The sequence below is a fragment of the Pseudomonas sp. JL3 genome (genome assembly GCF_031570575.1).
In the GTDB taxonomy this organism is placed as follows: domain Bacteria; phylum Pseudomonadota; class Gammaproteobacteria; order Pseudomonadales; family Pseudomonadaceae; genus Aquipseudomonas; species Aquipseudomonas cucumis.
In genome coordinates this window covers 398,308-422,600 of sequence record NZ_JAKWJK010000001.1, presented here as the reverse complement: position 1 = coordinate 422,600, position 24,293 = coordinate 398,308, and the positions used below count along the sequence as shown (strand labels likewise).

23 protein-coding genes and 1 pseudogene are annotated in these 24,293 nt (G+C 59.6%); 8 read left to right on the top strand and 16 right to left on the bottom strand.

Features of this window, described 5'->3' with window-relative positions; genetic code table 11:
• Positions 1-7: 7 nt before the first annotated feature.
• Together MMG91_RS01725 and MMG91_RS01720 are read right to left on the bottom strand one after the other, a co-directional pair.
• Complete coding sequence (locus MMG91_RS01725) at positions 8-820, bottom strand: isocitrate lyase/phosphoenolpyruvate mutase family protein (protein ID WP_310658528.1); 813 nt, start codon at positions 818-820, stop codon at positions 8-10.
• A 45-nt stretch (positions 821-865) separates the two neighbouring features.
• Entirely contained in the window at positions 866-1,948 is a 1,083-nt protein-coding gene (locus MMG91_RS01720; protein WP_305449461.1) for a bifunctional transcriptional activator/DNA repair enzyme AdaA, read from the bottom strand.
• 126 nt (positions 1,949-2,074) lie between these two features.
• Here MMG91_RS01720 and MMG91_RS01715 point away from each other — a divergent pair, with 126 nt between their 5' ends.
• On the top strand, positions 2,075-2,488 hold the full coding sequence (locus MMG91_RS01715; RefSeq protein ID WP_310658527.1) for a VOC family protein: 414 nt from the start codon (positions 2,075-2,077) through the stop codon (positions 2,486-2,488).
• 3 nt (positions 2,489-2,491) lie between these two features.
• On the opposite strand, the gene MMG91_RS01710 is transcribed toward MMG91_RS01715, so the two are convergent.
• The 5 genes from MMG91_RS01710 to MMG91_RS01690 form a co-directional block, all read right to left on the bottom strand.
• Positions 2,492-3,112: a LysE family translocator gene (locus MMG91_RS01710; protein WP_305506469.1), complete on the bottom strand. Its 621-nt coding sequence runs from the start codon at positions 3,110-3,112 to the stop codon at positions 2,492-2,494.
• Between the two features lie 188 nt (positions 3,113-3,300).
• Positions 3,301-4,326, bottom strand: coding sequence for a HAMP domain-containing sensor histidine kinase (locus tag MMG91_RS01705; RefSeq protein ID WP_310658526.1), 1,026 nt, complete (start codon positions 4,324-4,326; stop codon positions 3,301-3,303).
• Positions 4,326-5,795: an ATPase domain-containing protein gene (locus MMG91_RS01700; protein ID WP_305506473.1), complete on the bottom strand. Its 1,470-nt coding sequence runs from the start codon at positions 5,793-5,795 to the stop codon at positions 4,326-4,328. Before MMG91_RS01700 ends, MMG91_RS01705 begins: the two co-directional genes overlap by 1 nt.
• Positions 5,792-6,265 carry a hypothetical protein gene (locus MMG91_RS01695; RefSeq protein WP_305449466.1) on the bottom strand — a complete coding sequence of 158 codons (474 nt, stop codon included), beginning with the start codon at positions 6,263-6,265 and terminating at the stop codon, positions 5,792-5,794. Before MMG91_RS01695 ends, MMG91_RS01700 begins: the two co-directional genes overlap by 4 nt.
• A 215-nt stretch (positions 6,266-6,480) precedes the next feature.
• A complete protein-coding gene (locus tag MMG91_RS01690; protein WP_310658525.1) occupies positions 6,481-6,771 on the bottom strand; it encodes a hypothetical protein in 291 nt (96 codons plus the stop codon).
• Positions 6,772-6,997: 226 nt separating this feature from the next.
• Between MMG91_RS01690 and MMG91_RS01685 the strand changes: the two are divergent.
• Positions 6,998-7,171 (top strand): annotated as a pseudogene (locus tag MMG91_RS01685) (aspartate racemase); the annotation flags it as partial.
• 113 nt (positions 7,172-7,284) lie between these two features.
• On the opposite strand, the gene MMG91_RS01680 reads toward MMG91_RS01685, so the two are convergent.
• The gene (locus tag MMG91_RS01680) at positions 7,285-7,497 is read right to left on the bottom strand and encodes a DUF1059 domain-containing protein (protein WP_008074349.1); all 213 of its coding nucleotides are present in this window, start codon (positions 7,495-7,497) and stop codon (positions 7,285-7,287) included.
• A 226-nt stretch (positions 7,498-7,723) separates the two neighbouring features.
• Here MMG91_RS01680 and MMG91_RS01675 point away from each other — a divergent pair, with 226 nt between their 5' ends.
• Positions 7,724-8,311, top strand: a complete 588-nt coding sequence (locus MMG91_RS01675; protein WP_305506475.1) for a LysE family translocator — start codon at positions 7,724-7,726, stop codon at positions 8,309-8,311.
• A gap of 270 nt (positions 8,312-8,581) precedes the next feature.
• Positions 8,582-10,300 carry an Ig-like domain-containing protein gene (locus MMG91_RS01670; protein WP_310658524.1) on the top strand — a complete coding sequence of 573 codons (1,719 nt, stop codon included), beginning with the start codon at positions 8,582-8,584 and terminating at the stop codon, positions 10,298-10,300.
• A gap of 29 nt (positions 10,301-10,329) precedes the next feature.
• On the opposite strand, the gene MMG91_RS01665 is transcribed toward MMG91_RS01670, so the two are convergent.
• Together MMG91_RS01665 and MMG91_RS01660 are read right to left on the bottom strand one after the other, a co-directional pair.
• Positions 10,330-11,163 carry an AraC family transcriptional regulator gene (locus MMG91_RS01665; protein WP_310658523.1) on the bottom strand — a complete coding sequence of 278 codons (834 nt, stop codon included), beginning with the start codon at positions 11,161-11,163 and terminating at the stop codon, positions 10,330-10,332.
• Positions 11,164-11,197: 34 nt separating this feature from the next.
• Positions 11,198-11,701, bottom strand: a complete 504-nt coding sequence (locus MMG91_RS01660; protein ID WP_305506479.1) for a VOC family protein — start codon at positions 11,699-11,701, stop codon at positions 11,198-11,200.
• Between the two features lie 338 nt (positions 11,702-12,039).
• Here MMG91_RS01660 and MMG91_RS01655 point away from each other — a divergent pair, with 338 nt between their 5' ends.
• The 4 genes from MMG91_RS01655 (at position 12,040) to MMG91_RS01640 (ending at position 15,944) form a co-directional block, all read left to right on the top strand.
• Positions 12,040-12,495 (top strand): (2Fe-2S)-binding protein, encoded by a 456-nt coding sequence (locus MMG91_RS01655; protein WP_007906916.1) that lies wholly within the window; start codon positions 12,040-12,042, stop codon positions 12,493-12,495.
• A 24-nt stretch (positions 12,496-12,519) separates the two neighbouring features.
• The gene (locus MMG91_RS01650) at positions 12,520-14,688 is read left to right on the top strand and encodes a xanthine dehydrogenase family protein molybdopterin-binding subunit (protein WP_310658522.1); all 2,169 of its coding nucleotides are present in this window, start codon (positions 12,520-12,522) and stop codon (positions 14,686-14,688) included.
• A 1-nt stretch (position 14,689) separates the two neighbouring features.
• Entirely contained in the window at positions 14,690-15,268 is a 579-nt protein-coding gene (locus tag MMG91_RS01645) for a hypothetical protein (RefSeq protein WP_305449472.1), read from the top strand.
• Between the two features lie 73 nt (positions 15,269-15,341).
• A complete protein-coding gene (locus MMG91_RS01640) occupies positions 15,342-15,944 on the top strand; it encodes a GGDEF domain-containing protein (protein WP_305449473.1) in 603 nt (200 codons plus the stop codon).
• 106 nt (positions 15,945-16,050) lie between these two features.
• On the opposite strand, the gene fabI is transcribed toward MMG91_RS01640, so the two are convergent.
• From fabI to MMG91_RS01610, 6 genes are read right to left on the bottom strand one after another with little or no spacing between them, the layout of a single operon-like run.
• A complete protein-coding gene (gene fabI / locus MMG91_RS01635) occupies positions 16,051-16,845 on the bottom strand; it encodes an enoyl-ACP reductase FabI (protein ID WP_007906751.1) in 795 nt (264 codons plus the stop codon).
• 21 nt (positions 16,846-16,866) lie between these two features.
• Positions 16,867-18,477: an ABC transporter ATP-binding protein gene (locus MMG91_RS01630; protein ID WP_310658521.1), complete on the bottom strand. Its 1,611-nt coding sequence runs from the start codon at positions 18,475-18,477 to the stop codon at positions 16,867-16,869.
• A 1-nt stretch (position 18,478) separates the two neighbouring features.
• Positions 18,479-19,498, bottom strand: coding sequence for an ABC transporter permease (locus MMG91_RS01625; RefSeq protein ID WP_008074378.1), 1,020 nt, complete (start codon positions 19,496-19,498; stop codon positions 18,479-18,481).
• A gap of 1 nt (position 19,499) precedes the next feature.
• Complete coding sequence (locus MMG91_RS01620) at positions 19,500-20,573, bottom strand: microcin C ABC transporter permease YejB (RefSeq protein ID WP_305449475.1); 1,074 nt, start codon at positions 20,571-20,573, stop codon at positions 19,500-19,502.
• Positions 20,574-20,577: 4 nt separating this feature from the next.
• The gene (locus MMG91_RS01615; protein WP_310658520.1) at positions 20,578-22,419 is read right to left on the bottom strand and encodes an extracellular solute-binding protein; all 1,842 of its coding nucleotides are present in this window, start codon (positions 22,417-22,419) and stop codon (positions 20,578-20,580) included.
• On the bottom strand, positions 22,416-24,248 hold the full coding sequence (locus MMG91_RS01610; protein ID WP_310658519.1) for an extracellular solute-binding protein: 1,833 nt from the start codon (positions 24,246-24,248) through the stop codon (positions 22,416-22,418). Before MMG91_RS01610 ends, MMG91_RS01615 begins: the two co-directional genes overlap by 4 nt.
• Between the last annotated feature and the right edge of the window lie 45 nt (positions 24,249-24,293).

Genomic DNA, 24,293 nt, shown 5'->3' with positions numbered 1-24,293 from the left:
CTTGCGGTCAAACTTTGCCGGCGGGGGCCAGCAGGGCGTTCACTTGGCCATAAGTGAAGGCCTTGAGGTCGCTGCTATCGAGTTTTCCGGTTTGCAGAAAGCTTTTCGCCAACGATGCCATGGCGCCGTAGAGGAATTCGGCGATGCTCGAGCCGGCGCTCAAACGGCGCACGCCGAGGGCTTGCAGCTCTTCAGGCGAAGGCAGGCCCGCGAGACCTAGTACGTTCACCGGCAGCGTCGTGCCATGGCACAACGCTTCGATCTCATAGGCCGCCGTGACGCCCGCCGCGAACAGCCCGTCGGCACCGGCGGCCTGATACAACGCGGCCCGTTTGAGTGTCTCTGCGACGCGATCTTCGGCCGGTACCAAGCCCTTGAGATACACGTCGGTGCGGGCGTTGATGAATAGCTTCACGTCCCGGTGATCGGCGACCTGACGAGCGATTTCGATCTTGCGGGCCAGCAGTTCGGGCGACGACACGCCGTCCTCGATATTGATCCCCACGGCACCGGCGGCGATGACTGCGTCGATCACTTCCGCGACCCGACCCAGGTCATCGGAATAACCGGCCTCAATGTCCACAGTCAACGGCACCGTGATGACTCGGGCGATGGATTCGACGGTGCAAACGAGACGCTCAAGCGGCAAGGTGTTGCCATCCGGATAACCATGAACCCAAGCCACCGCCGCACTGCTGGTGGCGACGGCCTTGCTGCCCAACTGTTCAACCAGTCGCGCCCCGGTGGCATCGGCAACGTTGGTCAGAATCAGCAGGCCGCTCTGGTGCAATTGGTGGAATTGATTGTCGAGTGTGTCCATCGAATGTCCTTCCTTATGACTTTCTGAAAAGAAATGGCGGAGTGATCAGAATGCGAGTTGTTCAGTGATTTGCACCGCGGCGCTTTCCAGCCTGAGCAGAAACGCCTTGCGCGGTTGTCCTCCACCATAGCCGGTCAACGAGCCGTCTGCCCCGATCACCCGGTGACAGGGCAGGATAATCGCCAAGCGGTTTTGTCCATTGGCCAGGCCCACGGCGCGACTGGCGCCGGGCTTGCCGAGTTGAGCGGCGATGGCGCCATAAGTAGTGGTCTGGCCGTAGGGAATTTTCATCAGCTCGGCCCACACCTGCCGGGCGAAAGCGCTGCCGGGCAGGTGCAGTGGCACGTTGAATTCGGTTCGTTTACCAGCGAAGTATTGCGCCAGTTCTTCCTCGATTTGCTGCAAATGCCCGTTGTGTCCAGGTGCCACGGCGTAGCCATAACGGTTTTGCAATTCTTCGATTTCCTTGGTCAGTGCCGGTCGATCGAGAAACTCCAGCAGCACCAGCCCACGCTGTTCGGCCATGGCGATCATCGGCCCCAGCGGGGTGGTCAGCCGAGTGAACAGCAGTGGCTCGCTGTGGGCGGCGCGGCCGGGCGTGATATGGAACGACTTTTGAAACGCATCGCGAAAACCGCTCAGGGATTCGTAGCCGGAGTCGAACGCGGCGTTGTCGATGGATTCGCCCTGTTTGATACCACCGAGGGCGATACCCAGGCGCCGGCTGCGCAGCCAGGCGTGAAAGGTCATGCCGAAATGCTGCTTGAACCAGCGGCGCAGTTTCAGCGGCTCGATGCCCTCGGCGAGCAACTGGGCATCGCTCCAGCGCAGGTCGGGATCGGCGTCTACGGATTTTAGCAGCCGCTGCACCCAGTCCGGCGCGATGGCCGCGGCGTCCAGCGGCTTGCAGCGCAGGCAGGCCCGATAGCCCGCCGACATCGCCTCGTCGGCATGGGCGAAGAACTCGACGTTTTCCGGCTTCGGTTTACGCGCCGTACAGCCGGGGCGGCAGAAAATGCCAGTGGTTTTGACCGCGGTAAAGAACACCCCCTCGTAGGCGGTGTCGCGTTCGAGCATGGCGCGAACCATCTCGGCGTGGGGCGGAAGCACAGCGTTTTGTAGGTTCATGGGCTGAGCATATGCCGCGTCGCCCGGCGCCTCCACCGGAAAATCGACAGTGAATTTTTGTGGCCCTGAGCTACAGTCATCGGGTCACCGATAATCCTGTAAACGATATTTTCAGGAATCATCCTAATGCAACCGTTTACGATCAAACACATCGATCACATCGTCCTGCGCGTCAAGGATCTCGAACGAAGCACCACTTTTTACGGCGAGGTATTCGGCGCCGAACTGGTCAAGCGCCGCGACGATCTGGGCATGGTGCATTTGCGTGCAGGCACCTCGATGATCGACCTCGTCGACATCCAGGGCGAACTCGGCCGCAAGGGCGGTGCTGGCGCTGGCCACGAACGGCGCAACGTCGATCACTTCTGCCTGCGCATTGAACCGTTCGACGAGGAAGCGCTGGTCAGTCACTTGCAGTCCTTCGGCCTGACGCCCGAGAAAGCCGCCGTGCGTTTTGGCGCCGAAGGCCACGGGTTGTCGATCTATTGCTTCGATCCGGACGGCAACCAGGTCGAACTGAAAGGGCCGTCCCAAGGGTAAAGATCAGGCCCGTTTCGCCATCAACAGCATCGAAGCCGCTGCCGACAACAACCCCGCGCAGCAACGGTTGAATATCCGCTTGCCCCGTGGCTCGGCGAACCAGCGGCGCATGTGCAGGCCCATGTAGGCGTAGGCGCTGATGGCGATCCACTCCAGCAGCAGGAACAACGTGCCGAGCACCATGAATTGCGCGGCTACCGGCTGGGTCGGGTCGACGAACTGCGGCAGGAATGCGGTGAATAGCAAGATAGCTTTGGGATTGCCTGCGGCTACCAGGAACTCCTGCCGCGCCAGAGCGACAATTCCAACTGGAGCGCCGGTCACAAGCTGTTCGGCCTCGGGATTGGCACGCCACAATTGCCAAGCCAGGTACAACAGGTAGGCGGCGCCGATGATCTTGATCGCGTAGAACAGCCATTCCGAGGTTTGCAGCACCACCGACAATCCGGCGGCGGCCAAGGCGATCATTCCGGCAAACGCCAGCAAGCGACCGACGCCGGCCACGCAGGCGCGACGATAGCCATAGCGAGTGGCGTTGCTGACCGACAACAGATTGTTCGGGCCGGGGGCCATGTTCAGGGCGAAGCAGGCCGGCAGAAATAGCGAGAGGGTAGCGAGGTCCATAACGACGTCTCCAGTAACGAGAGCCGTATTTTTATCATGAGTGACGAGGGGCTTGACCCATACAGCGGTGGATGCGAATCGCCGTACACCTTGCGTTGGCTAATGAGTGTCCCCTAAAAAAACGGCCTTGGTTAAGGCCGTTTTTGAATACGAATGGCCGTTTTCGACCAACTAACATCAAAGAGGCGTCAATGGCTCGCCAACGGTAACGTCACCACGAACTCGCTTCCCTTGCCATTACCCTCGCTTTTGCCGGTCACGCTGCCACCGTGGGCTTGAACCAACTCACGCACTACCGTCAGACCTATGCCCAGGCCTGCGCCGTTGAAGCCGACCGCGTGAGCATCCTGGACAAAGGACTCGAAGATAAACGGCAGCGCCGTGGCAGAAATACCGATGCCGTTATCGCAAATACTCATTCGCAGCAGATCGGCTTCAGTGGCCACCGAAAGCGTGACCGTACCATCTACCTGTGTATATTTGGCCGCATTGCCCAGCAGATTGCCGAGGATCTGAGTGAGCCGCACTGGGTCACCGTTCACCACCAGCGCACCTTCGGGCAACTTGGCCGTGAAATGCAAATGGTGAGCCGCCATTACCGGGCTACACGCATCGATGGCCTCCTGGATGATTTGCGCCATGTCCACGATGCGGCAATTGAGGTGAAACTTGCCGGTGCTGGCCCTGGACACATCGAGCAAGTCTTCCACCAATCGAGACATGTGCTGTACCTGACCTTCGATTAACCTCTGCATACGCGGTAGTTCTTCACTGGGCACTCGCACCAGGCGCCCGGCGATCATGCTGATGGGCGTCAGCGGGTTGCGCAGCTCGTGGGCTATCTGGGCGAGGGCGTTGCGTTGTTGCGTCAACGTTTGTTCGGCGGAGGCTTGCAAATGTTGCGCGCTAAGGGCGGCGATCACCAATTGCTCGTTGGCCTCGCGCATCTCTAGAAACAGGCGTTGTTCTTCCTGCGTGCGTTTTGGCTTTGCAGCATCGGACTGCGCCAGGAGGATCGCCAAGACTAATTGCTGATTGGCCTCGATCAGTTGCTCGATCTGCTGGTTATCGGCGAGCTGGGTGTTGGCATTACTCAGCTCCTTTTTCAGTGCCGACAACACCGCGCGCGCCTCGACGGTTTTTTGGCCGAGCAAGAACAGTTCGCGAGCGGCAGTGGCCTTCGCTTGCTCGTTCTTGCCATCGGCGTCATCCATTATTTTTGCTCATCCGTTGTCTTGTTGAAACGCTGCCGGGTTGGCCGCCCACCGAGTAAACCTTCCTGTTCCGGCAACATCTCGCCGATCTGTAAACCGTTGTCGTCGATGCGGTACAGGCGCAGTTCATCGGAGTGAGTGCTGGCCCGGACCTTGACCACGGCCATGATGCGCAACAAGCGACTCTGCACTTCAATATAGCGCTGAACGATGATTGCGTCGGTGAGAAACGCCGTACCGTAAGGGCTGAAACGCAGGTCGGTGTAGCGGTCTTCCAGCTCCGAGGTCATGAGTACACTGACTCCGGCGCTGGTCAGCGCAGTGACCATGCGCGACAGTGATTCGCGGAAGTCCTCGCGGAAGGTCGGCGCCAGCGCCAGTTCGAAGCCCGACAGTGAGTCGATCACTACGCGGGTGGCTTTCAGCCGGGTGATCTCGCTCAACAGCAACTGCACGATCTCGTCGATGGACAGGTCCGGAGCTCGGCTGTCCACCAGACCGACCTGTCCGCTCTGGATCAGATCCGCGAGGGTGGTGTTTTGAGAGTGATTGGGCCGTTGTTCGAACACCGCGATCACCCCGGTTTCGCCATTGCGCGCGCCCTCGGCCAGGAAGCTCGCCGCCAGAATGCTTTTGCCCGAGCCCGACGGCCCGGCTACCAGCAAGGAATAGCCCCGAGGCAGGCCGCCGCCGAGCATCTCGTCGAGCTGAGCAACGCCCATTTTCAGGCGCTTGATGGGGAACTCCAACGGCGCTTCAGCCGGGTTGGGTGCCGCTGGCGCAAAGACCTTGATCCCCGACGTCGCGATGCGGAAGGTATGCAGCCCTGGCAGTGTCGGCTGGCCACGCATCTTCATGATTTCCATCTTGCGCACCATGGAGTTGCGCTGAACGCTCTGGCGCAGCCAGATCAGGCCATCGGCCACGGTGAAAATCGGGTTGGTATCGGTTTCGGTGAAATACTCGCCGATCAGGAAAGTCGTCGCCTGCCAGGTGGTCATCAACATGCCCAGTTGCTGAACGAACTGTGGCAGGTTGTTGTTCGGGTTGTCCTGGGTCTGACTCGCCAGCACTACAGAACGAAAGGAGTCGACGAACACCAGCGCCGGAGAGTGCGCCTCGACCTCGCTGACGATGCGCCGCAACACTTCGTCCAGATTACCGGCCAGGGTGTCATCGGCCAGGTTGACGTAGCGAATCGACTGGTTAATCGCTTCGTTGTCGAAAAAGTCGAATTGCTGCTGATAACGCAGCATCTTCAGCGGCGGCTCGCCCAGTACGGTGAAGAACAGCGCCGGACGTTCGGGCGTCGCCAGGGCAAACATCATCTGGTGCGCGAGGGTGGTTTTGCCGCAACCTGGTGGGCCTGCGATCAGGTTGAACGAAAACTCCGGCAATCCTCCGCCCAGCACCTCGTCCAGTCCTGGCACACCGGTGGCCAGACGGTTGATAGTCACTTTGGTGCTCATGGCGAATTTTCCTGCGAAGGGGTGTCGCTCAAAGAAGGTTCCCACACACCACGAAGCAAACGTGCGGTGAGCGAGGGCCCGATCAGCGTGGTCAGCAGCTCGTAGAAGGTGGTCAGCAATACTTCACCGAAAAACAACGCATCGGCTTCGCTTTGTTCCACGAGTACGGACTTGAGGGCCGTCAGATCCAGGGAGGCCTGCACACTGTCATAAGTGCCGGCCAGGCGAGGATGATTGGCGGCGCACAGATGAAGGCTGCGGCGATAAAGCGCGGCAACCCCTTGCTGGCCAATGATGGGCGTGAGGGCAGTGTCCATATTCTGCAATATTGAAGTGATCGCTTGTGCAGTTGTTGCAATGTCAGCGTTGGGGCCAACGCGGTGCGTCAGAGAAGCTAGGATCTGACGGCTCTCTTCGCTTAGCGTGGACATGGCTAACTGATATCTGATGGACAGGGCTTGATAGTACACCCTTGAGCGAACCTATCGAGGTTTTATCGGCTGCGGCAGTAGATTCAACCGGTCGTGAGCGGCCTGTCCTGAGCGGTTCAGGGGGCTTTGAAGATTGAAAGAAAAACAGGGGACAGACCACGATTGCTAAAAACAGGGGACAGACCACGATTGCTCGGCATTTGCCTTAAATCGTCGCCTGTCCCTTCTAAGGTAGGATCAACTGGAAAGACGCGCTATTGGATCTGCACAATGACCGGACCTTCCGTCACGATCGGCGGGTTCGCCTGGATATTGGAGGCATTTTTCTGAATCCAGTCGCGTGCGACTTTCAAGCTCGCATCGCTGCCGGCCTTGTCCGTGCAAACAGTCACCGACGTACCGCCATCACCCGTATTCAGCAGTGTGTAGCTTACCAGGCCAGGCACTGTCCGCAGGGTAGCTTCGACGTCAGCCTTGCGCTGTTCTAAAAGATCGAAAAGCTGCTTTGCACCAGCACCCAAGTAGGTTCTTATAACTGCATACATGGTCGTCTCCTTTGGGAGTTACCGTCTTGATGCCAATCCAGATCCGTTGATGGTCGCCATTACTAAGGTTTCAGTTCGTCCCGGTTTATTCAGCTTAGCCAAACGCCGGCGACAAGCGAAATGCAACGACCATCGGCCACTTTTGGCCGAAAGGAAAAACAGGGGACAGACTACGATTGCCAGGCATTCGCCTTAAATCGTGGTCTGTCCCTTTTTTCTTTTTTTCTTGGGGGCGGGGGTTCTGATCCTGGAGTGTACGGAATTGCCCCTGGTGCTCGACCATTGCGAGGCGTTTGAAATCAATGGGCACACCGTGGCGCTTGTCGACCCGACGACAATCCTGGCGCTGAAGTGCATAGAGTTGGCAGAAAGAAACCCATCAAGCCAACGAGTTTTCTGAAGCGCTCAAGTGAATTGAGCAAGCGCCGACACCTGACATCAACCAAGGTCTCCCATCCATCCCGATTCCCCGTAGGAGCAGCCTTCGGCAGCTCCTACGGAGGGATCTCCTTATCAAGCGGGACGCGGTGCTTCAACTGGCGGGGTGCCGTCGTGAAACATTGTCTTCAGTTGAGCACGCAGTTCCGGTGAATCGGTGTGCTTGTGAACACTGACCGCATGCTGTGCAGCGGCCTCGAGCAGTTCGTTTTCAGAGTCTGCGGACAGCGCGACCGAGCATTTGGAATCGCTTGGAAACTCGCGGCAGTCGATGTATTTACGCGCCATGATCTTCTCCTCCCTACGACGAAGGCAGGCTGGGGCCTGCGTGAACGATCACTCGACGCGATACCCCCTACATCCAACACGATTGCATGCCGCTTCGAGTGTGCCGACTCTTGAAGTATAGGCCCCGACAGGCTTGCAATAACGCAGAGGGGAGTTTTCTTCAATACGGCGTTCAGGCGGCTCTTTACCGTGAAGCCTGGTTCAACTGAATTGAAGTAGGTGTGCGATGAGTCTGATTCTTTCCATGGCCGCGTTTGCGCTGGCGGCTTCCATTACCCCTGGACCGGTGAACATCGTGGCGTTGAGCTCTGGCGCGCAGTTCGGCTTTCGCGCCAGTCAGCGGCATGTGGCCGGGGCGACTTTGGGTTTCGTGCTGTTGTTGGTGTTGATGGGGCTGGGATTGCATGAGGTGTTGCAGCATTGGCCGGTGCTGACGCGGGTGGTGCAGTGGGCCGGCGTGGCGTTTCTGTTGTTCATGGCTTTCAAATTGGCCACTGATAACGGTCAGCTCGATGCCAAGGAGTCGGGACGGGCGCCGTCGATGCTGTATGGCGCGGTCATGCAATGGCTCAACCCGAAAGCCTGGCTGGCGTGTGTGGCGGGGATGGGCGCATTTGTCGCCGATGGCGAAGCGCGGCTGGTGTGGCAGTTTGCGGCGGTGTATCTGGTGATCTGCTACTTGTCGGTAGGTTGCTGGGTGTATGCCGGGACGTTTTTGCGCGGCTACCTGAGCAATCCGGCGGGGATGCGCCTGTTCAATCGGGGCATGGCGTTGTTGCTGGCGGTGAGTGCGGGGTATTTGTTGTTGCCGTAGGTTTGCGATGGTGGTTCCCGGCACCACTCTTATTGCCAATGCTTTCCCTGTGGGAGATTCTATGGTTGAGGGGAAGCCTTTATGGTGGCCATGCGCAGGGCGCTTTCGGGAACGATCAAGATCGCAGCCTGACATGCCCCAGGTGTGTGACTGATCTTTCAATTTCCTCTGCCCGACCATTCATCGCTACTGTCAGATCTGACAGTAGCGAATTCGCCGTCCCGCAGGTTTGATGAGACGAACCCTTCATCACATCGCGAGCCCTGCGCCATGAACAATCCAGCCTCCGCGTCCATCGGCATTTTCGCCCTGACCCCCCCCTTCATTCCACTGCAAACGTCCCCCATCACTCATCCGACCGCTGATGTCGGATTGTCCATCGTCAATTACTACCAGGATCCGTTGGGCCTTGTGGTGCTGTTCGGGCCATGGCTGGGGCAGGTGAAGTATGAAGTCGTTGATCTGTTGCTGAATGGCAGCCCAACGCCGGTCGACAGCGAGATCGTCATGGACGACACCAAAGCGGTCGAGCTGCGCCTGCCATTGGGGTTGCTGACGGATGGCGTCAATACGTTTCAATGCAGGGTCAAGCGCCAATCGGGCAACGAGGATTCGGCAGAGCTTAAGGTGTTGTACAGCGTCAATGCGCCAGCCGGTGAAGATCCGGTTGCGGGCGTGGGGCATTCGCGGTTGAGCATCGACGTCAACCCGAAAAGCGTTGGCCCCGGCGAGGTGGCAAAGGGTGTGATCCTAGAAATGGATTATCCGCACAAACGGCTGTATGACACGCTGACCATTGATTGCGGCGGTCAGATCATCAAGCACCAGATCGTCCCGACACCGCAGGATCCCAACCCCGAGACGAAGCCGGTCGTCCTCACGCTCTTCGCTAATGATTTCGCCAACGATCCGAACAACCCCCAGTTCCCGATCAGGTACAACGTGGTCAGCCAGGTGGGCAACCTTTCGGGTACGTCGCCGCAGGGCCAGTTCACTCCGCATGATCACTGGTCGGAGCTCTGCCTGATTGACGTTCATCTCGACCGAAACGAACTGGAGATGGCGATCCTTCGCGAGATCCTGAGTGAGAACAATGACAACCCGAGCATTGTCGATCTGGGCAAGCTGAACGGCGGGCCGTTGTGGGCGTTGATCCATCTGATCGCATCGCTCTGGCAGCCGGGGGATGAGATCCATGTGACATTCACCGCCGTGGACGGCAACGGCACCGTGGTGGCCACCTATGAGGTGACACTGACGATCGGGCCGGTGCCGGGGCAAATGTCGGTGGATATTCCCAACGTTAAGATCATTGCCGACAGTAAAGTGCATGTCGTTTATGAGCAGATCAGGGGTGGGAAGGTCATTGGGGTTTCCAAAGAGGCTCAGGCGCAGGTGGTGGGTACAGCTTTGCCTGAGCTGGTAATGGATGTATCTCCTGTTTTCTTGTCAGGCACACGGTATTACGTGAACCCTTTTCCACCTCAGTATCCTGAATACTTGTGGCCGTCCAACCCTCGAGTTGGTAGCTATGTCGATCGAAAGGCTACTGGGGGAGTAGGCAATATCGTTTATCTCTCCAGCGATGAGAATTTCGCGTCGGTAGATCAGCGCGGGAGGGTTTTTGCCAGGGCGAACGGTGCCGCCACTATCACGGCCAAGGATGCCGCGAATCAGACCAAGAGCTTTACCGTGACTACGTCCGGCCAAGTACAACGGGTGGTCTTTAACTGGGAACTAAGAAGCTGGCGGGAAGCCACTCAAATTGCCGCTGTTGACGGTGGAAGATTGTTTTCTCAATCCGAACTTCAAAATAACTACCTTAGCTTTACTCCGGCGGCTTATCAGATTCCAGGCAAGGTTCATGGCTCGTGGACATCAACTTCTGCCGGTACTCTCGGCTATTGGAATGTTAGGTGGGACGGCACTACCTTCACACACCTCGACAGACCAGACTTTACTTCCATATTCGTCTATATGACGCCGTGATCGGCGGTGAGGGAGCTGGTTTGTTGCGGTCACCCGCGATACTGCCCCGGCGTCGCCGCCAGATGCTGTTTGAACGCCCGCTGAAAATGCGCCTGATCGGCAAACCCGGCTTCCAGCGCCACGTCGGCGATCAACCTGCCGCTGCGCAGTTGATCCCGGGCGAACTGGATGCGTCGGTTGATCAGGAACGCATGGGGCGTCATGCCGTAATGCTGCTTGAACGCGCGGATCAGGTAGGACGGCGACAGTTGGGCCGCCTCGCAAATGTCTTCGAGCTTGAGCGGGTGCGTGCAGTTGTCGCGGATGTAGTCGGCGGCGCGTTCCAGCTTGAAATTGGGTTCGCGCAGCGGTTGATCGATGGGATTGAGCCGCTGTTGCACCTCGGTGAAAAACTCCACCGCCGCGCTGTGCTTGTACAGCACGTCTTGCTGCTGATCGACCAATATCTCGTACAAACTCTTCAGTCCGGTAAACAGCTCGACGTCACGATTGTGGGTGGTGGAGAACCGACGAAACGCCGAGTCCTCGCTGAAGCCGAGCTGATGCTGCAAATCGGTCAGCCAGGGCGTCTCGACGTACAGCATCAGGTACGACCACGGCTGGTCGTCGATCGGATTGCAGGCATGCACATCGCCGGGGTTCATCAGCACCACGGTGCCGGCGCTGACCTGAAACTCCGATTGCTCGTGGATATAGGTGCTGTGCCCGGCGGTGATCGCCCCAATAGAAAAATGCGCGTGGGAATGCCGGCTGTAGCAGACCTCGCGACCGTCGGCGATGGAGCGGGCTTCGATGAAGGGCAGGGCGTCGTCGCGCCAGAAGCGCGGGGCTTTGTCTGTATCTTTGGCGACGCTGTGCTTCATCTCGGTGTCCTCGGCGGGTCAGCTTTGGAGTGTATTAGCTCTCGCCATCAAAGGCTCGTTGCAGCGTGGCGATGTCGAGTTTTTTCATTTGCAGCATCGCTGCCATGGCGCGCTGGGACTTGGCTGTGTCGGGGTCTTTCATCATGTCCATCAGAACCACCGGCACGACCTGCCACGACACGCCGAATTTATCCTTGAGCCAGCCGCATTGCTGGGCTTCAACGGGACCGCCCGCAGACAGGCGCCCCCAGAAGTGGTCGACTTCTTCCTGAGTGTGGCAATTGACCTGGAATGAGATCGCCTCATTGAACTTGAAAACCGGGCCACCGTTAAGGCCTGTGAAGCTCTGCCCATCGAGCTCGAAACTGACGGTCATCACCGAACCTTCCGGGCGGCCATGGATTTCCTGACCGGCCTTGCCGTAATGGGTGATGCCGGCGATTTTTGAATGATCGAAGATTGCGCAGTAAAACTTCGCGGCTTCCTCGGCCTGATCGTCGAACCACAGGCAAGGCGTGAGTTTTTGAACGCGGTGCATGGCGGTGCTCCTCTGCGGGTTAATCACTCTGGATTATCAGCGTAGTCAGCCTGTAGTGGTCCGGTTGTGCCATAGATCGACAAGTCGGGAGAATGGGAAGCGACCGGTGGTCGATGAACATGGCTTGTGGGTCAAATTGCGCTTAGCTGTAGGGAGGCGCGCGTAACCCGCCGACCTTGTAGGAGCGAAGCTTGCTCGCGAAGGCGTCATTGCTGTCACACCGCGTTATCGTTCTTCGCGGGCAAGTCGGATCGCCGCACCGCTCGCTCCTGCACAAAAATGATGGCGTCGCGGCAGAGGCGCCCCTTCAGAACACCGTGAGTCTGAGGAAACCCGCAATGCTGACCCTTAACATCAATGGCAAGGACCAGGAACTGGATGTCCCGGCGGACATGCCGTTGCTCTGGGTGCTGCGCGATGTCGCGCACCTGACGGGCACCAAATTCGGTTGCGGCATGGCCCAGTGCGGCGCCTGCACCGTGCACGTCGACGGCGCGCCGCTGCGCTCCTGCATCACACCCGCCACGGCGGTGGCCCACGGGCAGAAAATTCTCACCATCGAAGGCTTGTCCGCCGATGGCTCGCACCCGGTTCAGCAAGCCTGGGCCGAACTCGACGTGGTGCAGTGCGGTTATTGCCAGTCGGGGCAGATCATGTCGGCGGCCGCGTTGCTGGCGAAGATCCCCAAGCCCACCGACAGTGACATCGACCAGGCGCTGTCCGGCAACATCTGCCGCTGCGGCACCTACCCAAGAATCCGCGCCGCGGTCAAACGCGCCGCCGAGATCGGTTGATACCACGTCGAAGGGAGCTGACCCATGAACAGAATCAACCCTGTCTCGCGTCGCGATTTTCTCAAGGGCAGTGCAGTGTTGGTCGGTGGTCTGGTGGTGGCGTTTGTCATTCCGGGGGCCAATCGCTTTGCCTTGGGCGCCGAGAATCAAGGAAACGTCTTCGCCCCCAATGCCTTTTTACGCATTGGCAATGACAACAGCATCACCGTGCTGCTCGGCCATTCGGAAATGGGCCAGGGCATCTGGACCGGCCTGACCATGTTGATCGCCGAAGAGCTGGACGCCGACTGGTCGAAAATCCGTGTCGAACACGCGCCAGCCTCGGCTGCTGATTATGGCCTGCCGGGATTTGGCGGGATGCAGATTACCGGCGGTTCGACGTCGACCTGGATGGAGTTCGACCGCTATCGCCAGGCAGGGGCGGCGGCGCGCTTGATGCTGATTGAGGCGGCGGCCAAGCGATTCGATGTGGCGCCTTCGCAGATCCGCACCGAATCGGGCGTGGTCATCGCCGGCGACAAACGCGCCACTTACGGCGAACTCGCGGATGACGCCGGCAAGCTGCCGGTGCCTGATCCGGCCTCGATCAAGTTCAAGGAAGCCAAGGACTGGAAGGTCATCGGCAAACCCACCAAGCGCCTCGACACCCCGGAGAAAATCAACGGACAGGCGAAGTTCGGCATGGACGTGCAATTCGATGGGCTGATGACGGCGATGGTCGCTCGCCCACCGGTGTTCGGTGGCAGCGTCAAATCCTTCGAAGGCGCCGAGGCACTGGCGGTGCCGGGCGTGCACAAAGTGGTGCAGGTGCCCACGGGGGTCGCGGTGATTGCCGATCATTATTGGGCGGCGAAGCTGGGGCGCGATGCGCTGAGGGTCGAATGGGACCTGGGGCCGAACGCCGGGCTCGACAGCCAACAGCTGCTGGAGAGCTTCCGTAAGCTCGCCGCCACCCCCGGCACTTCCGCCAGTCAGGCTGGAGATACGGCAGCGACGCTGGGCAAAGCAGCGAAGACGATTGAGGCCGAATACAGCGTGCCGTACCTGGCTCACGCGCCGATGGAACCGCTCAATTGCACGGTGAAAATCTCCAAGGATAAATGCGAAATCTGGACCGGCACGCAGTTTCAGACGCTGGATCAGATGATCGCGGGGAAGATCAGCGGGCTCAAACCCGAACAGGTCGAGATCCACACCCAATTCCTCGGCGGCGGCTTCGGGCGTCGGGCCAATCCGACCTCGGATTTTGTCAGCGAAGCCGTGTACGTCGCCAAGGCAGCGGGCGGGCCGGTGAAAACTGTTTGGGCCCGAGAGGATGACATTCGCGGCGGTTACTACCGTTCGGCATTCCTGCATCAGGCACGCATTGGGCTGAGTGCCGACGGAATGCCAATGGCCTGGAAGCATGTGCTGGTCGGGCAGTCGATCCTGACGGGCACCTCGTTCGCGGCGACCATGGTCAAGGACGGCGTCGACAAAACCTCCGTCGAAGGCGTGGCAGACAGCCCTTACCTTGTGGGGTTGGCCAATCACCAGGTCGAACTGCATTCACCGCAAACCGGCATCAGCGTGCTGTGGCTGCGTTCGGTGGGGCACACCCACACGGCATTCGTCATGGAATCGCTGATCGATGAACTGGCAGACGCCGCCGGCAAGGATCCGGTGGAATACCGACGCGCCTTGCTCAAGGCGCATCCACGGCATTTGGGCGTGCTGAATCTGGCGGTAGAGAAAGCCAACTGGAAAGCACCGTTGCCGGACGGCCATGCCTTGGGCGTGGCGGTGCACGAGTCCTTCGGTAGTTATGTCGCCCAGGTGGCCGAGGTGTCCCAGGACAACCTGGCGATTCGAGTGCACCGGGTGGTGTGTGCCGTGGATTGCGGCATTGCGGTCAACCCGCAGGGGATCGCCGCGCAGATGGAATCGGGCATCACCTTCGGTCTCGGATTTACCTTGCACAGCAAACTGACGTTCAAGAACGGTCAGGTGGAACAGTCCAATTATCACGACTATCAGGTCCTGCGCCTGAACGAGATGCCGGTGGTCGAGGTGCATATCGTCCCCAGCAGCGACAAACCCGGCGGCATCGGCGAGGTCGGTGTGCCGCCCGTGGCGCCGGCAGTAGCGAACGCGGTGTTTGCCCTGACCGGGCAGCGTCTGCGGGAACTGCCGTTGCAACTGTCGGGGGTGTGAGATGAGACGACATGTGTTTCTTGGCGCGGTGATGCTGATCGGCCTGAGTGGCTATGCCTCGGATCTGTTCGCTGACGATAAAGAGGCAGTGAAGGCGTTCGACACGGTGCAGAAAGTGTTCCAGAGCCCGCGTTGTCAGAACTGTCATATCCCCGGCGATTCGCCATTGCAGTTCGACGCGGGTATTCCTCACGCAATGAATGTGGTTCGCGGCCTGGACGGCAAAGGCGCGGCTGGTTTGCCTTGCGCTACCTGTCATGCCGAAAGCAATCCGCCGGCCAGTTATGGCCCCAACGCGCCACCCGGAGCACCGCATTGGAGCCTGCCGCCGGCTACGCACAAAATGGCCTGGATAGGCCTGCCGGCCGACAAGTTGTGCGCGATGATCAAGGACCGATCCAGCAATGGCGATCGTGATTTTGCGGCGTTGATCAAACATGTCAGCGAGGACAAACTGGTGCTTTGGGGCTGGCGTCCGGGTGAGGGGCGGGCGCCGGTGCCGGTGCCCCACGATATTTTCGTCACCCAGTTCAAACTCTGGGCCGACGCTGGAGGGCCGTGTCCGTTGGCAGGAAGCTGACCAGCGGCGCTCTTATAGGGAGTCATACCGGGTATGAGCGACTCTAACGTTCATATCCATCAAGGAGTGAGTGATGCTAACCCCAGGTAAACCGGTCAAACCCGGCGCTGGCGCAGATTTGCGCACGCCGAACGTCCTCGACAGCGCAGATCGCGATGTACTGCGCGACATGGCGCGCAAGGCTGAGCAAGAGCTGATGGGCGTGCAGATGGCGAGCATGGATGAGTTGACGCTGCTCTCCAATCGTCACGGCTTCCAGGCTTTGGCTCAGTTAGGGCTGGAGGCCTGCCTGCAGTTGGGCAAACCCGCGACGCTGCTTTTTTTCGATCTTGATGACTTCAAGCGCATCAACCAGTTGTACGGTCGCGCCGAGGGCGACGATGCCCTGAAAACCTTTGCCGACGTACTGCGCATCGCCTTTCGTGAAAGCGATGTGATCGGCCGGCTGGGCAGCGATGAGTTTGCCGCCTTGTTGACAGGCGCCAGCGCGGTGGAGGTTGGCGCGGTCAGAGCGCGACTCGAAGAAATACTCGATGAACGCAATGCCACCGTGCATCGTGGCTATGACATTCGCTTCAGCATCGGGCAGATCGAGTTTGATCCTCGGCGACATCAGACAGCGGAAGGCTTGTTGGCCTTGGTCGATGAGGCGATGCGCGACGCCCGTCATTGTTGAATGGCAAAATCTGTGTCCGGCGCGGACTACTGTGGGAGCGGGCTGCAAGATTGCAGGCATAAAAAACCCGCCTGAAGAGGCGGGTTTCTTCATGGCTAACCGAAGATCACTCTTCGATGTTGCCCATGGCGGTGGTGTTGAAGCCGCCGTCTACGTACATGATTTCGCCGCTGATGCCGGACGCCAGGTCCGAGCACAGGAAGGCGCCGGCGTTGCCGACTTCGTCGATGGTGACGTTACGACGCAGCGGGGTTTGCGCTTCGTTGGCGGCCAGCATCTTACGGAAGTTCTTGATGCCGGAAGCGGCGAGGGTGCGGATCGGGCCAGCCGATACGCAGTTCACGCGGGTGCCGTCCGGGCCCAGGGAGCCTGCCAGGTAACGTACGCCAGCTTCCAGCGAAGCCTTGGCCATGCCCATCACGTTGTAGTTCGGCATGGTGCGCTCGGCGCCCAGGTACGACAGGGTCAGCAGGCTGCCATTGCGGCCTTTCATCATTTCGCGGCCAGCCTTGGCCAGGGCCACGAAGCTGTAGGCGCTGATGTCGTGAGCAATGCGGAAACCTTCACGGGTGGTGGCTTCGGTGAAGTCGCCGTCCAGTTGGTCGCCCGGGGCGAAGCCGACGGAGTGCACGATGCAGTCCAGGCCGTCCCACTTCTTGCTCAGTGCTTCGAAGACCTTGGCGATTTCTTCATCGCTGGCCACGTCGCACGGGAAGCACAGCTCAGGGCTCGAACCCCAGCCTTGTGCGAATTCTTCGACACGACCCTTGAGTTTGTCGTTCTGATAAGTGAAGGCAAGCTCAGCGCCCTCGCGATGCATGGCGGCAGCGATGCCGGATGCGATGGACAGCTTGCTGGCGACACCGACGATCAGTACGCGCTTACCGGCGAGAAAACCCATGTGTTGCTCCTCTTTTCAGGTTTATTGCGCAGTGGCTGGTGCCAGAAAAGCGGCTTCCAGCAACTGCTGTGTATACGGATGTTTGGGAGCGGCAAAGATACTTTGCGCGTCTCCCTGTTCGACCACTTGGCCATGCTTGACCACCATCAGCTGGTGGCTCAGCGCTTTGACGACAGCCAGGTCATGGCTGATAAACAGATACGTCAGGTTGTACTTGGTTTGCAGTGAACGTAGCAGCTCCACCACTTGGCGTTGCACGGTGCGGTCGAGGGCCGAAGTCGGCTCGTCCAGCAGAATCAACGCCGGTTTTAGCACTAATGCCCGGGCAATGGCGATTCTCTGCCGTTGCCCACCGGAAAATTCGTGGGGGTAGCGGTGCCGGGTTTCCGGATCCAGACCCACCTCCTTGAGTGCCGCAATAATCGCTTGTTCCTGTTCTGCCTCAGTGCCCATTTTGTGGATCCGCAGGCCTTCGCCGACGATCTGGCTCACGCACATCCGTGGGCTCAGGCTGCCGAACGGGTCCTGGAACACCACCTGCATTTCCCGCCGCAGCGGCCGAATCTGTTGCTGCGTCAGGCAGTCTAGCTGCTTGCCTTCAAAACGGATGGCACCTTTGCTACCGATCAGCCGCAAAATCGCCAGGCCGAGCGTCGACTTGCCGGAACCGCTTTCTCCCACAATCCCCAGGGTCTGGCCCTGGGGCAGGCTGAAATTGATGCCGTCGACCGCTTTGATATGGTCCACGGTCTTTTTCAGAAAGCCTTTCTTGATCGGGAACCAGACTTTCAGGTCCTCGACCTGCAACAATGGCGGGCCAATCACATTGGTCGCCGGTTTGCCGCTGGGCTCCGCTGCCAGCAGTTCCCGCGTGTACGGATGCTGCGGCGCGCGGAACAATTCTTCGCACGATGCCTGTTCGACGATGCGACCGCGCTGCATGACACATACGCGATGCGCAATTCTTCGCACAAGGTTCAAATCGTGACTGATCAGTAACAACGCCATACCCAGACGGGCCTGCAATTCCTTGAGCAGTTCGAGAATTTTCAGTTGAACGGTCACGTCCAGCGCCGTGGTCGGTTCGTCGGCGATCAACAATTCCGGTTCGTTGGCCAGGGCCATCGCGATCATCACCCGCTGACGCTGGCCGCCGGACAATTCGTGGGGCAGGGCCTTGAGACGCTTCTCAGGCTCAGGGATACCGACCATCTCCAGCAGTTCCAGCGTGCGTTTGGTCGCGACTTTGCCGGTCAGGCCTTTGTGGATGCCCAGGATTTCGTTGATCTGTTTTTCGATCGAATGCAGCGGATTGAGCGAGGTCATCGGCTCCTGGAAGATCATCGCGATCCGGTTGCCGCGGATGTGGCGGATGGTTTTCTCTTTCAGTTCCAGCAGGTTCCGGTCGGAATAAGTGATGGTCCCGGACGGGTGTCGGGCCAGCGGGTAGGGTAGCAGCCGCAGGATGGAGTGGGCGGTCACCGATTTGCCGGAGCCGCTTTCCCCCACCAGCGCCAGGGTTTCGCCGCGCTTGATGTCGAAGCTGACGCCCTCGACCACCCGCTGCACGCGTTCACCGACGACAAATTCGACGGCCAGGTCGCGCACTGCGATCAGATTGTCCTGATTCATTTCACTTCCTCGGGTCGAAGGCATCACGAGCGGACTCGCCGATGAACACCAGCAAACTCAACATCAGCGCCAGCACTGCAAACGCACTCATACCGAGCCACGGCGCTTGCAGGTTGGATTTGCCCTGGGCCACCAGTTCACCCAGGGATGGCGCGCCCGGCGGCAGGCCGAAGCCGAGGAAATCCAGGGCGGTCAGGGTGCCGATGGCGCCGGTCAGGATGAACGGCATGAAGGTCATGGTCGAGACCATGGCGTTGGGCAGGATGTGGCGGAACATGATCGCACCATTCTGCATGCCCAGCGCCCGGGCTGCGCGCACGTATTCCAGATTCCGACCGCGCAGGAACTCGGCACGCACCACATCCACCAGGCTCATCCACGAGAACAGCAGCATGATCCCCAGCAGCCACCAGAAGTTCGGCTGCACGAAACTGGCCAGAATGATCAGCAGGTACAACACCGGCAACCCGGACCAGATCTCCAGAAAACGCTGCCCGGCCAGATCGACCCAGCCACCATAAAAACCCTGCAACGCCCCGGCGATCACGCCGATGATCGAGCTGAGAATGGTCAGCGTCAAAGCAAATAGCACCGAGATCCGGAAGCCATAAATTACCCGGGCCAGCACATCGCGGCCCTGATCGTCGGTGCCCAGCAGGTTATCGGCCGAGGGTGGTGCGGGGGCCGGGACTTTCAGGTCGTAGTTGATGCTCTGGTAGCTGTAGGGAATTGGCGCCCACAAGACCCAGGCGTCCTTGGCCTTGAGCAGTTCGCGGATGTACGGGCTCTTGTAGTTGGCTTCCAGCGGGAATTCGCCGCCGAACGCGGTTTCCGGGTAGCGCTTGAGGGCGGGGAAGTACCAGGCGTTGTCGTAGTGCACCACCAGCGGTTTGTCGTTGGCGATCAGTTCGGCACCCAGGCTTGCGCCGAACAAAATCAGGAACAGCCACAGCGACCACCAGCCACGCTTGTTGGCCTTGAACAGTTCGAAACGTCGGCGATTGAGAGGGGACAGGTTCATCTCAATGCTCCCGGCTTTCGAAGTCGATGCGCGGATCGACAAAAGTGTACGTGAGGTCACCGATCAGCTTCACCACCAACCCCAGCAGGGTGAAGATGAACAGCGTGCCGAAAACCACCGGGTAGTCGCGGTTGATCGCTGCTTCAAAACTCATCAAACCGAGGCCGTCGAGGGAGAAAATCACTTCCACCAGCAACGAGCCGGTGAAAAAGATTCCGATGAACGCCGAAGGGAAACCGGCGATCACTAGCAGCATGGCGTTGCGAAACACATGGCCGTACAGCACGCGGTGGCGGGTCAGGCCCTTGGCCTTGGCGGTTACCACGTATTGCTTGTTGATTTCATCGAGGAAGCTGTTCTTGGTCAGCAGCGTCATGGTCGCGAAGTTGCCGATCACCAATGCAGTCACCGGCAGTGCCAGGTGCCAGAAATAATCGAGGATCTTGCCGCCGGTGCTGAGCTCATCGAAGTTGTTCGAGGTCAGGCCCCGTAGCGGGAACCAGTCGAGATAGCTGCCGCCGGCAAACACCACAATCAGCAGGATGGCGAACAGGAACGCCGGGATTGCATAACCGACGATGATGGCCGAACTGGTCCAGACATCGAAGTGGCTGCCGTGTCGCGTCGCCTTGGCGATCCCCAGCGGGATCGACACCAGGTACATGATCAGCGTGCTCCACAGTCCCAGGGAGATCGACACCGGCATCTTTTCCTTGATCAGGTCGATGACCTTGGCGTCACGGAAGAAGCTGTCGCCGAAATCCAGGGTGGCGTAGTTCTTGATCATGATCCACAAACGTTCCGGCGCCGATTTGTCGAAACCGTACATGTGCTCGATTTCCTTGACCAGCGCCGGGTCCAGGCCTTGCGCCCCACGGTAGGCGGAGCCGGCCACCGACACTTCGGCGCCGCCGCCGGCGATGCGGCTGGTGGCGCCTTCGAAGCCTTCGAGCTTGGCGATCATCTGTTCCACCGGCCCGCCGGGGGCGGCCTGGATGATCACGAAGTTGATCAGCAAAATGCCGAGCAGGGTCGGGATGATCAGCAGCAGTCGCCGAAAAATATACGCCAGCATCTGATTACTCCGTGCCCGCAGGGTCGGCTTGCAGTTTGGTTTCGACTTCTATCGGCAATGACGCGTCGGGCTTGACCCACCAGGTATTGATGCCGATGTCATATTTGGGCGAAACCTTCGGATGGCCGATGTGGCTCCAGTACGCCACGCGCCAGGTCTTGATGTGCCAGTTGGGGATTACGTAATAGCCCCATTGCAGCACCCGGTCCAGCGCCCGGGCATGGGCCACCAGGCTTTGGCGCGAATCGGCGTTGATCAGTTGCTCGACCAGTTGGTCTACTACCGGGTCTTTCAGGCCCATGGAGTTGCGGCTGCCGGGTTTATCGGCTGCGTCGGTCATCCAGAACTCACGCTGTTCGTTGCCCGGCGAGTTGGACTGCGGGAAGCTGCCGACGATCATGTCGAAGTCCCGGGAGCGCACGCGGTTGATGTATTGCGAGACGTCGACCCGGCGGATCACCAGGTCGATGCCCAAGTCGCTGAGGTTGCGCTTGAACGGCAGCAGCACCCGCTCGAACTCGGTCTGGGCCAGCAGGAACTCGATGGTCACCGGTTTGCCGGTGGCGTCGACCATCTTGTCGTCGACGATCCGCCAGCCGGCCTCTTGCAGTAGTTGATAGGCCTTGCGCTGTTGAGTGCGGATCATGCCGCTGGCGTCGGTCACCGGGTTCTGGAACGCCTCGCTGAACACTTGCTCGGGAATTTTGCCGCGGAACGGGTCGAGGATCGCCAGTTGATCGGCATCCGGCAGGCCGGTGGCGGCCATTTCCGAGTTTTCGAAGTAACTGCGGGTGCGCGCATAGGCGCCGTTGAACAGTTGCTTGTTGGTCCATTCGAAGTCCAGCAACAGGGTCAGTGCCTGACGCACGCGCACGTCCTGAAACACCGGGCGGCGCAGGTTGAACACGAAGCCTTGCATGCCAGTGGGGTTGCCGTTCGGGATTTCTTCCTTGATCAGCCGACCTTCGGCCACCGCCGGAATGTTGTAGGCCTTGGCCCAGTTTTTCGCGGCCGATTCCAGCCAGTAGTCGAACTGACCGGCCTTGAGCGCTTCCAGCGCGACGGTGTTGTCGCGGTAGTAGTCGGTGGTCAGTACGTCAAAGTTGTAGAAGCCACGATTGACCGGCAGGTCCTTGCCCCAGTAATCCTTGACCCGCTCATAGCGCACCGAACGTCCGGCCTTCACTTGGCTGACTTTGTACGGGCCGCTGCCCAGCGGCAATTCCAGGTTGCCCTTGTTGAAGTCGCGGGTTGCCCACCAATGCTTGGGCAGCACCGGCAACTGTCCGAGGATCAGCGGCAACTCACGGTTGTTTTTATGCTTGAACTTGAACAGCACTTTGAGCGGGTCTTCGGCGACCACTTCCTCCACGTCGCTGTAATAGCCGCGGAAGAGCGGTGCGCCGTCCTTGATCAGGGTCTGGAAGCTGAACACCACGTCTTCGGCACGCACCGGGTGGCCGTCGTGGAAGCGTGCTTCGGGACGCAGGTAGAAGCGCACCCAGCTGTTGTCAGGGGCTTTTTCGATTTTGCCGGCGATCAGGCCGTATTCGGTAAACGGCTCATCCAGACCCTGTTTGGCCAGGGTGTCGTAGATCATGCTGATGTCGTCGGCCGGCACGCCTTTGTTGATGAACGGGTTGAGGCTGTCGAAGCCGCCGAACCCGGCCTGACGGAAGATCCCGCCCTTGGGCGCGTCGGGGTTCACGTAATCGAAGTGTTTGAAATTGGCCGGGTATTTCGGCGGCTCGTTGTACAGGGTCAGGGCATGTTGCGGGGCGGCGCAGGCCAGCCCGGCGAACAACAGACCGCTGGCCTGCAAGAGCAGGGCGCGTATGGGTTTCATCGATCTTTCTCCGAAGATTTCAGCCACCACGCGCTCAGGCCCAGGGTGTAGGGCGGCGTAGTGACGAAGGCGAACCGGTTGCGGTAGGCCAGGCGGTGATAATTGAGGTACCAGTTGGGAATAATGTAGTGCTGCCACAGCAGCACTCGGTCGAGCGCCTTGCCAGCGGCGACTTGTGCGTCGCGGGTCTGGGCGGCGAGCAGTTGTTCGAGCAAATGGTCGACCACCGGGTTGGCGATACCGGCGTAGTTCTTGCTGCCCTTGACCCCGACCTGGCTGGAGTGGAAGTACTGCCATTGCTCCAGGCCCGGGCTGAGGGTCTGGTTGAGGGTCATCAGGATCATGTCGAAATCGAACTGATCGAGGCGTTGTTTGTACTGGGCGCGATCGACCGTACGCAGCCGTGCGTCGATGCCGATGCTGGCGAGGTTTTCGACGTAAGGCTGAAGAATGCGTTCCAGGTTCGGATTGACCAGCAGGATCTCGAAGCGCAACGGTTGGCCGATGGTGTTCTGTAGCCGCTGACCGCTGAGCTTCCAGCCGGCCGCGGCGAGCAGTTCCAGGGCCTTGCGCATGGTTTCCCGCGGAATGCCGCGCCCTTCGGTCTGCGGCAGGCTGAACGGCTCGGTGAGCAGCTTGGCGGGCAACTGATCGCGATAGGGCTTGAGCAGCAGCCACTCATGACCGACCGGTAGCCCGGTGGCGGAGAACTCGCTGTTGGGGTAATAACTCATGGCGCGCTTGTAGGCGCCGCTGAATAGCGTGCGGTTGGTCCACTCGAAGTCGAACATCAGCCCCAGCGCTTCGCGGACCTTGGCGTCGGCGAAAATTGACCGCCGGGTGTTCATGAACAGGCCTTGGCTCTGGGTCGGGATCTGGTGCGGGATTTGCGCCTTGATCACATCGCCACGGCGCACGGCCGGGAAGTTGTAACCGTTGGCCCAGTTCTTCGCCTGGTGTTCGATGTAAATGTCGAACTCACCGGCCTTGAACGCTTCGAAAGCTACGTCGCTGTCACGGTAGAACTCGACTTCCATGCGATCGACGTTGTACTTGCCGCGATTGACCGGCAGGTCCTTGCCCCAGTAATCCTTGACCCGTTCGAAGACGATCTGCCGCCCGGGCGTTACCGAGGTGATGCTATACGGCCCGCTTCCCAATGGCGGCTCGAAGGTGGTGGCCTTGAAGTCGCGACCCTCCCAGTAGTGCTGGGGCAATACCGGCAACTCGCCCAGGCGCAGGATCAGCAACGGATTGCCGGCGCGTTTGAAGACGAAACGGATGCGCCGTGGGTTGAGGATATCGACTCGCGACACTTCCTGAAGGTTGGTGCGGTATTGCGGGTGACCTTCCTTGAGCAGCAATCGGTACGAGAACGCCACGTCGTAAGCGGTGATCGGTGTGCCATCGTGAAAACGCGCTTCGGGGCGCAGGTTGAACACCACCCAGCTGCGGTCTTCGCTGTATTCCACCGATTGGGCGATCAGGCCGTAACTGGAGGTCGGTTCATCGCCGGACGGCGCGTATTGGCCGGTGCCGACCATCAACGGTTCATTGAGTTCGTTGATGCCGTACTGCAGGAAGTTGCCGGTGGAAACCGGGCTCGAGCCTTTGAATGTGTAAGGGTTGAGCGTATCGAAGGTGCCGAACGCCATCACCCGCAACGTACCGCCCTTGGGCGCTTGCGGGTTGACCCAGTCGAAGTGGGTAAATCTGGCCGGGTACTTGAGCGTGCCGAACTGCGCATAACCATGGCTTTCGCTGATCGTCGCGCTTGCGGGGGAGCTCAAGGCCAGGCTGATCAGGAGCAGGAGGAGGGGACGCTTCAAGTCAGAGATCCGATCCAGGCGGCTTGGGCTTTGTGGGCCGTACAG

What these genes read in the sequence shown, in the direction of transcription:
- MMG91_RS01725 (WP_310658528.1), bottom strand. Translation starts at nt 820, where the DNA reads ATGGACACACTCGACAATCAATTCCACCAATTGCACCAGAGCGGCCTG.
- MMG91_RS01720 (WP_305449461.1), bottom strand. Translation starts at nt 1,948, where the DNA reads ATGAACCTACAAAACGCTGTGCTTCCGCCCCACGCCGAGATGGTTCGC.
- MMG91_RS01715 (WP_310658527.1), top strand. Translation starts at nt 2,075, where the DNA reads ATGCAACCGTTTACGATCAAACACATCGATCACATCGTCCTGCGCGTC.
- MMG91_RS01710 (WP_305506469.1), bottom strand. Translation starts at nt 3,112, where the DNA reads ATGGACCTCGCTACCCTCTCGCTATTTCTGCCGGCCTGCTTCGCCCTG.
- MMG91_RS01705 (WP_310658526.1), bottom strand. Translation starts at nt 4,326, where the DNA reads ATGGATGACGCCGATGGCAAGAACGAGCAAGCGAAGGCCACTGCCGCT.
- MMG91_RS01700 (WP_305506473.1), bottom strand. Translation starts at nt 5,795, where the DNA reads ATGAGCACCAAAGTGACTATCAACCGTCTGGCCACCGGTGTGCCAGGA.
- MMG91_RS01690 (WP_310658525.1), bottom strand. Translation starts at nt 6,771, where the DNA reads ATGTATGCAGTTATAAGAACCTACTTGGGTGCTGGTGCAAAGCAGCTT.
- MMG91_RS01680 (WP_008074349.1), bottom strand. Translation starts at nt 7,497, where the DNA reads ATGGCGCGTAAATACATCGACTGCCGCGAGTTTCCAAGCGATTCCAAA.
- MMG91_RS01675 (WP_305506475.1), top strand. Translation starts at nt 7,724, where the DNA reads ATGAGTCTGATTCTTTCCATGGCCGCGTTTGCGCTGGCGGCTTCCATT.
- MMG91_RS01670 (WP_310658524.1), top strand. Translation starts at nt 8,582, where the DNA reads ATGAACAATCCAGCCTCCGCGTCCATCGGCATTTTCGCCCTGACCCCC.
- MMG91_RS01665 (WP_310658523.1), bottom strand. Translation starts at nt 11,163, where the DNA reads ATGAAGCACAGCGTCGCCAAAGATACAGACAAAGCCCCGCGCTTCTGG.
- MMG91_RS01660 (WP_305506479.1), bottom strand. Translation starts at nt 11,701, where the DNA reads ATGCACCGCGTTCAAAAACTCACGCCTTGCCTGTGGTTCGACGATCAG.
- MMG91_RS01655 (WP_007906916.1), top strand. Translation starts at nt 12,040, where the DNA reads ATGCTGACCCTTAACATCAATGGCAAGGACCAGGAACTGGATGTCCCG.
- MMG91_RS01650 (WP_310658522.1), top strand. Translation starts at nt 12,520, where the DNA reads ATGAACAGAATCAACCCTGTCTCGCGTCGCGATTTTCTCAAGGGCAGT.
- MMG91_RS01645 (WP_305449472.1), top strand. Translation starts at nt 14,690, where the DNA reads ATGAGACGACATGTGTTTCTTGGCGCGGTGATGCTGATCGGCCTGAGT.
- MMG91_RS01640 (WP_305449473.1), top strand. Translation starts at nt 15,342, where the DNA reads ATGCTAACCCCAGGTAAACCGGTCAAACCCGGCGCTGGCGCAGATTTG.
- fabI (WP_007906751.1), bottom strand. Translation starts at nt 16,845, where the DNA reads ATGGGTTTTCTCGCCGGTAAGCGCGTACTGATCGTCGGTGTCGCCAGC.
- MMG91_RS01630 (WP_310658521.1), bottom strand. Translation starts at nt 18,477, where the DNA reads ATGAATCAGGACAATCTGATCGCAGTGCGCGACCTGGCCGTCGAATTT.
- MMG91_RS01625 (WP_008074378.1), bottom strand. Translation starts at nt 19,498, where the DNA reads ATGAACCTGTCCCCTCTCAATCGCCGACGTTTCGAACTGTTCAAGGCC.
- MMG91_RS01620 (WP_305449475.1), bottom strand. Translation starts at nt 20,573, where the DNA reads ATGCTGGCGTATATTTTTCGGCGACTGCTGCTGATCATCCCGACCCTG.
- MMG91_RS01615 (WP_310658520.1), bottom strand. Translation starts at nt 22,419, where the DNA reads ATGAAACCCATACGCGCCCTGCTCTTGCAGGCCAGCGGTCTGTTGTTC.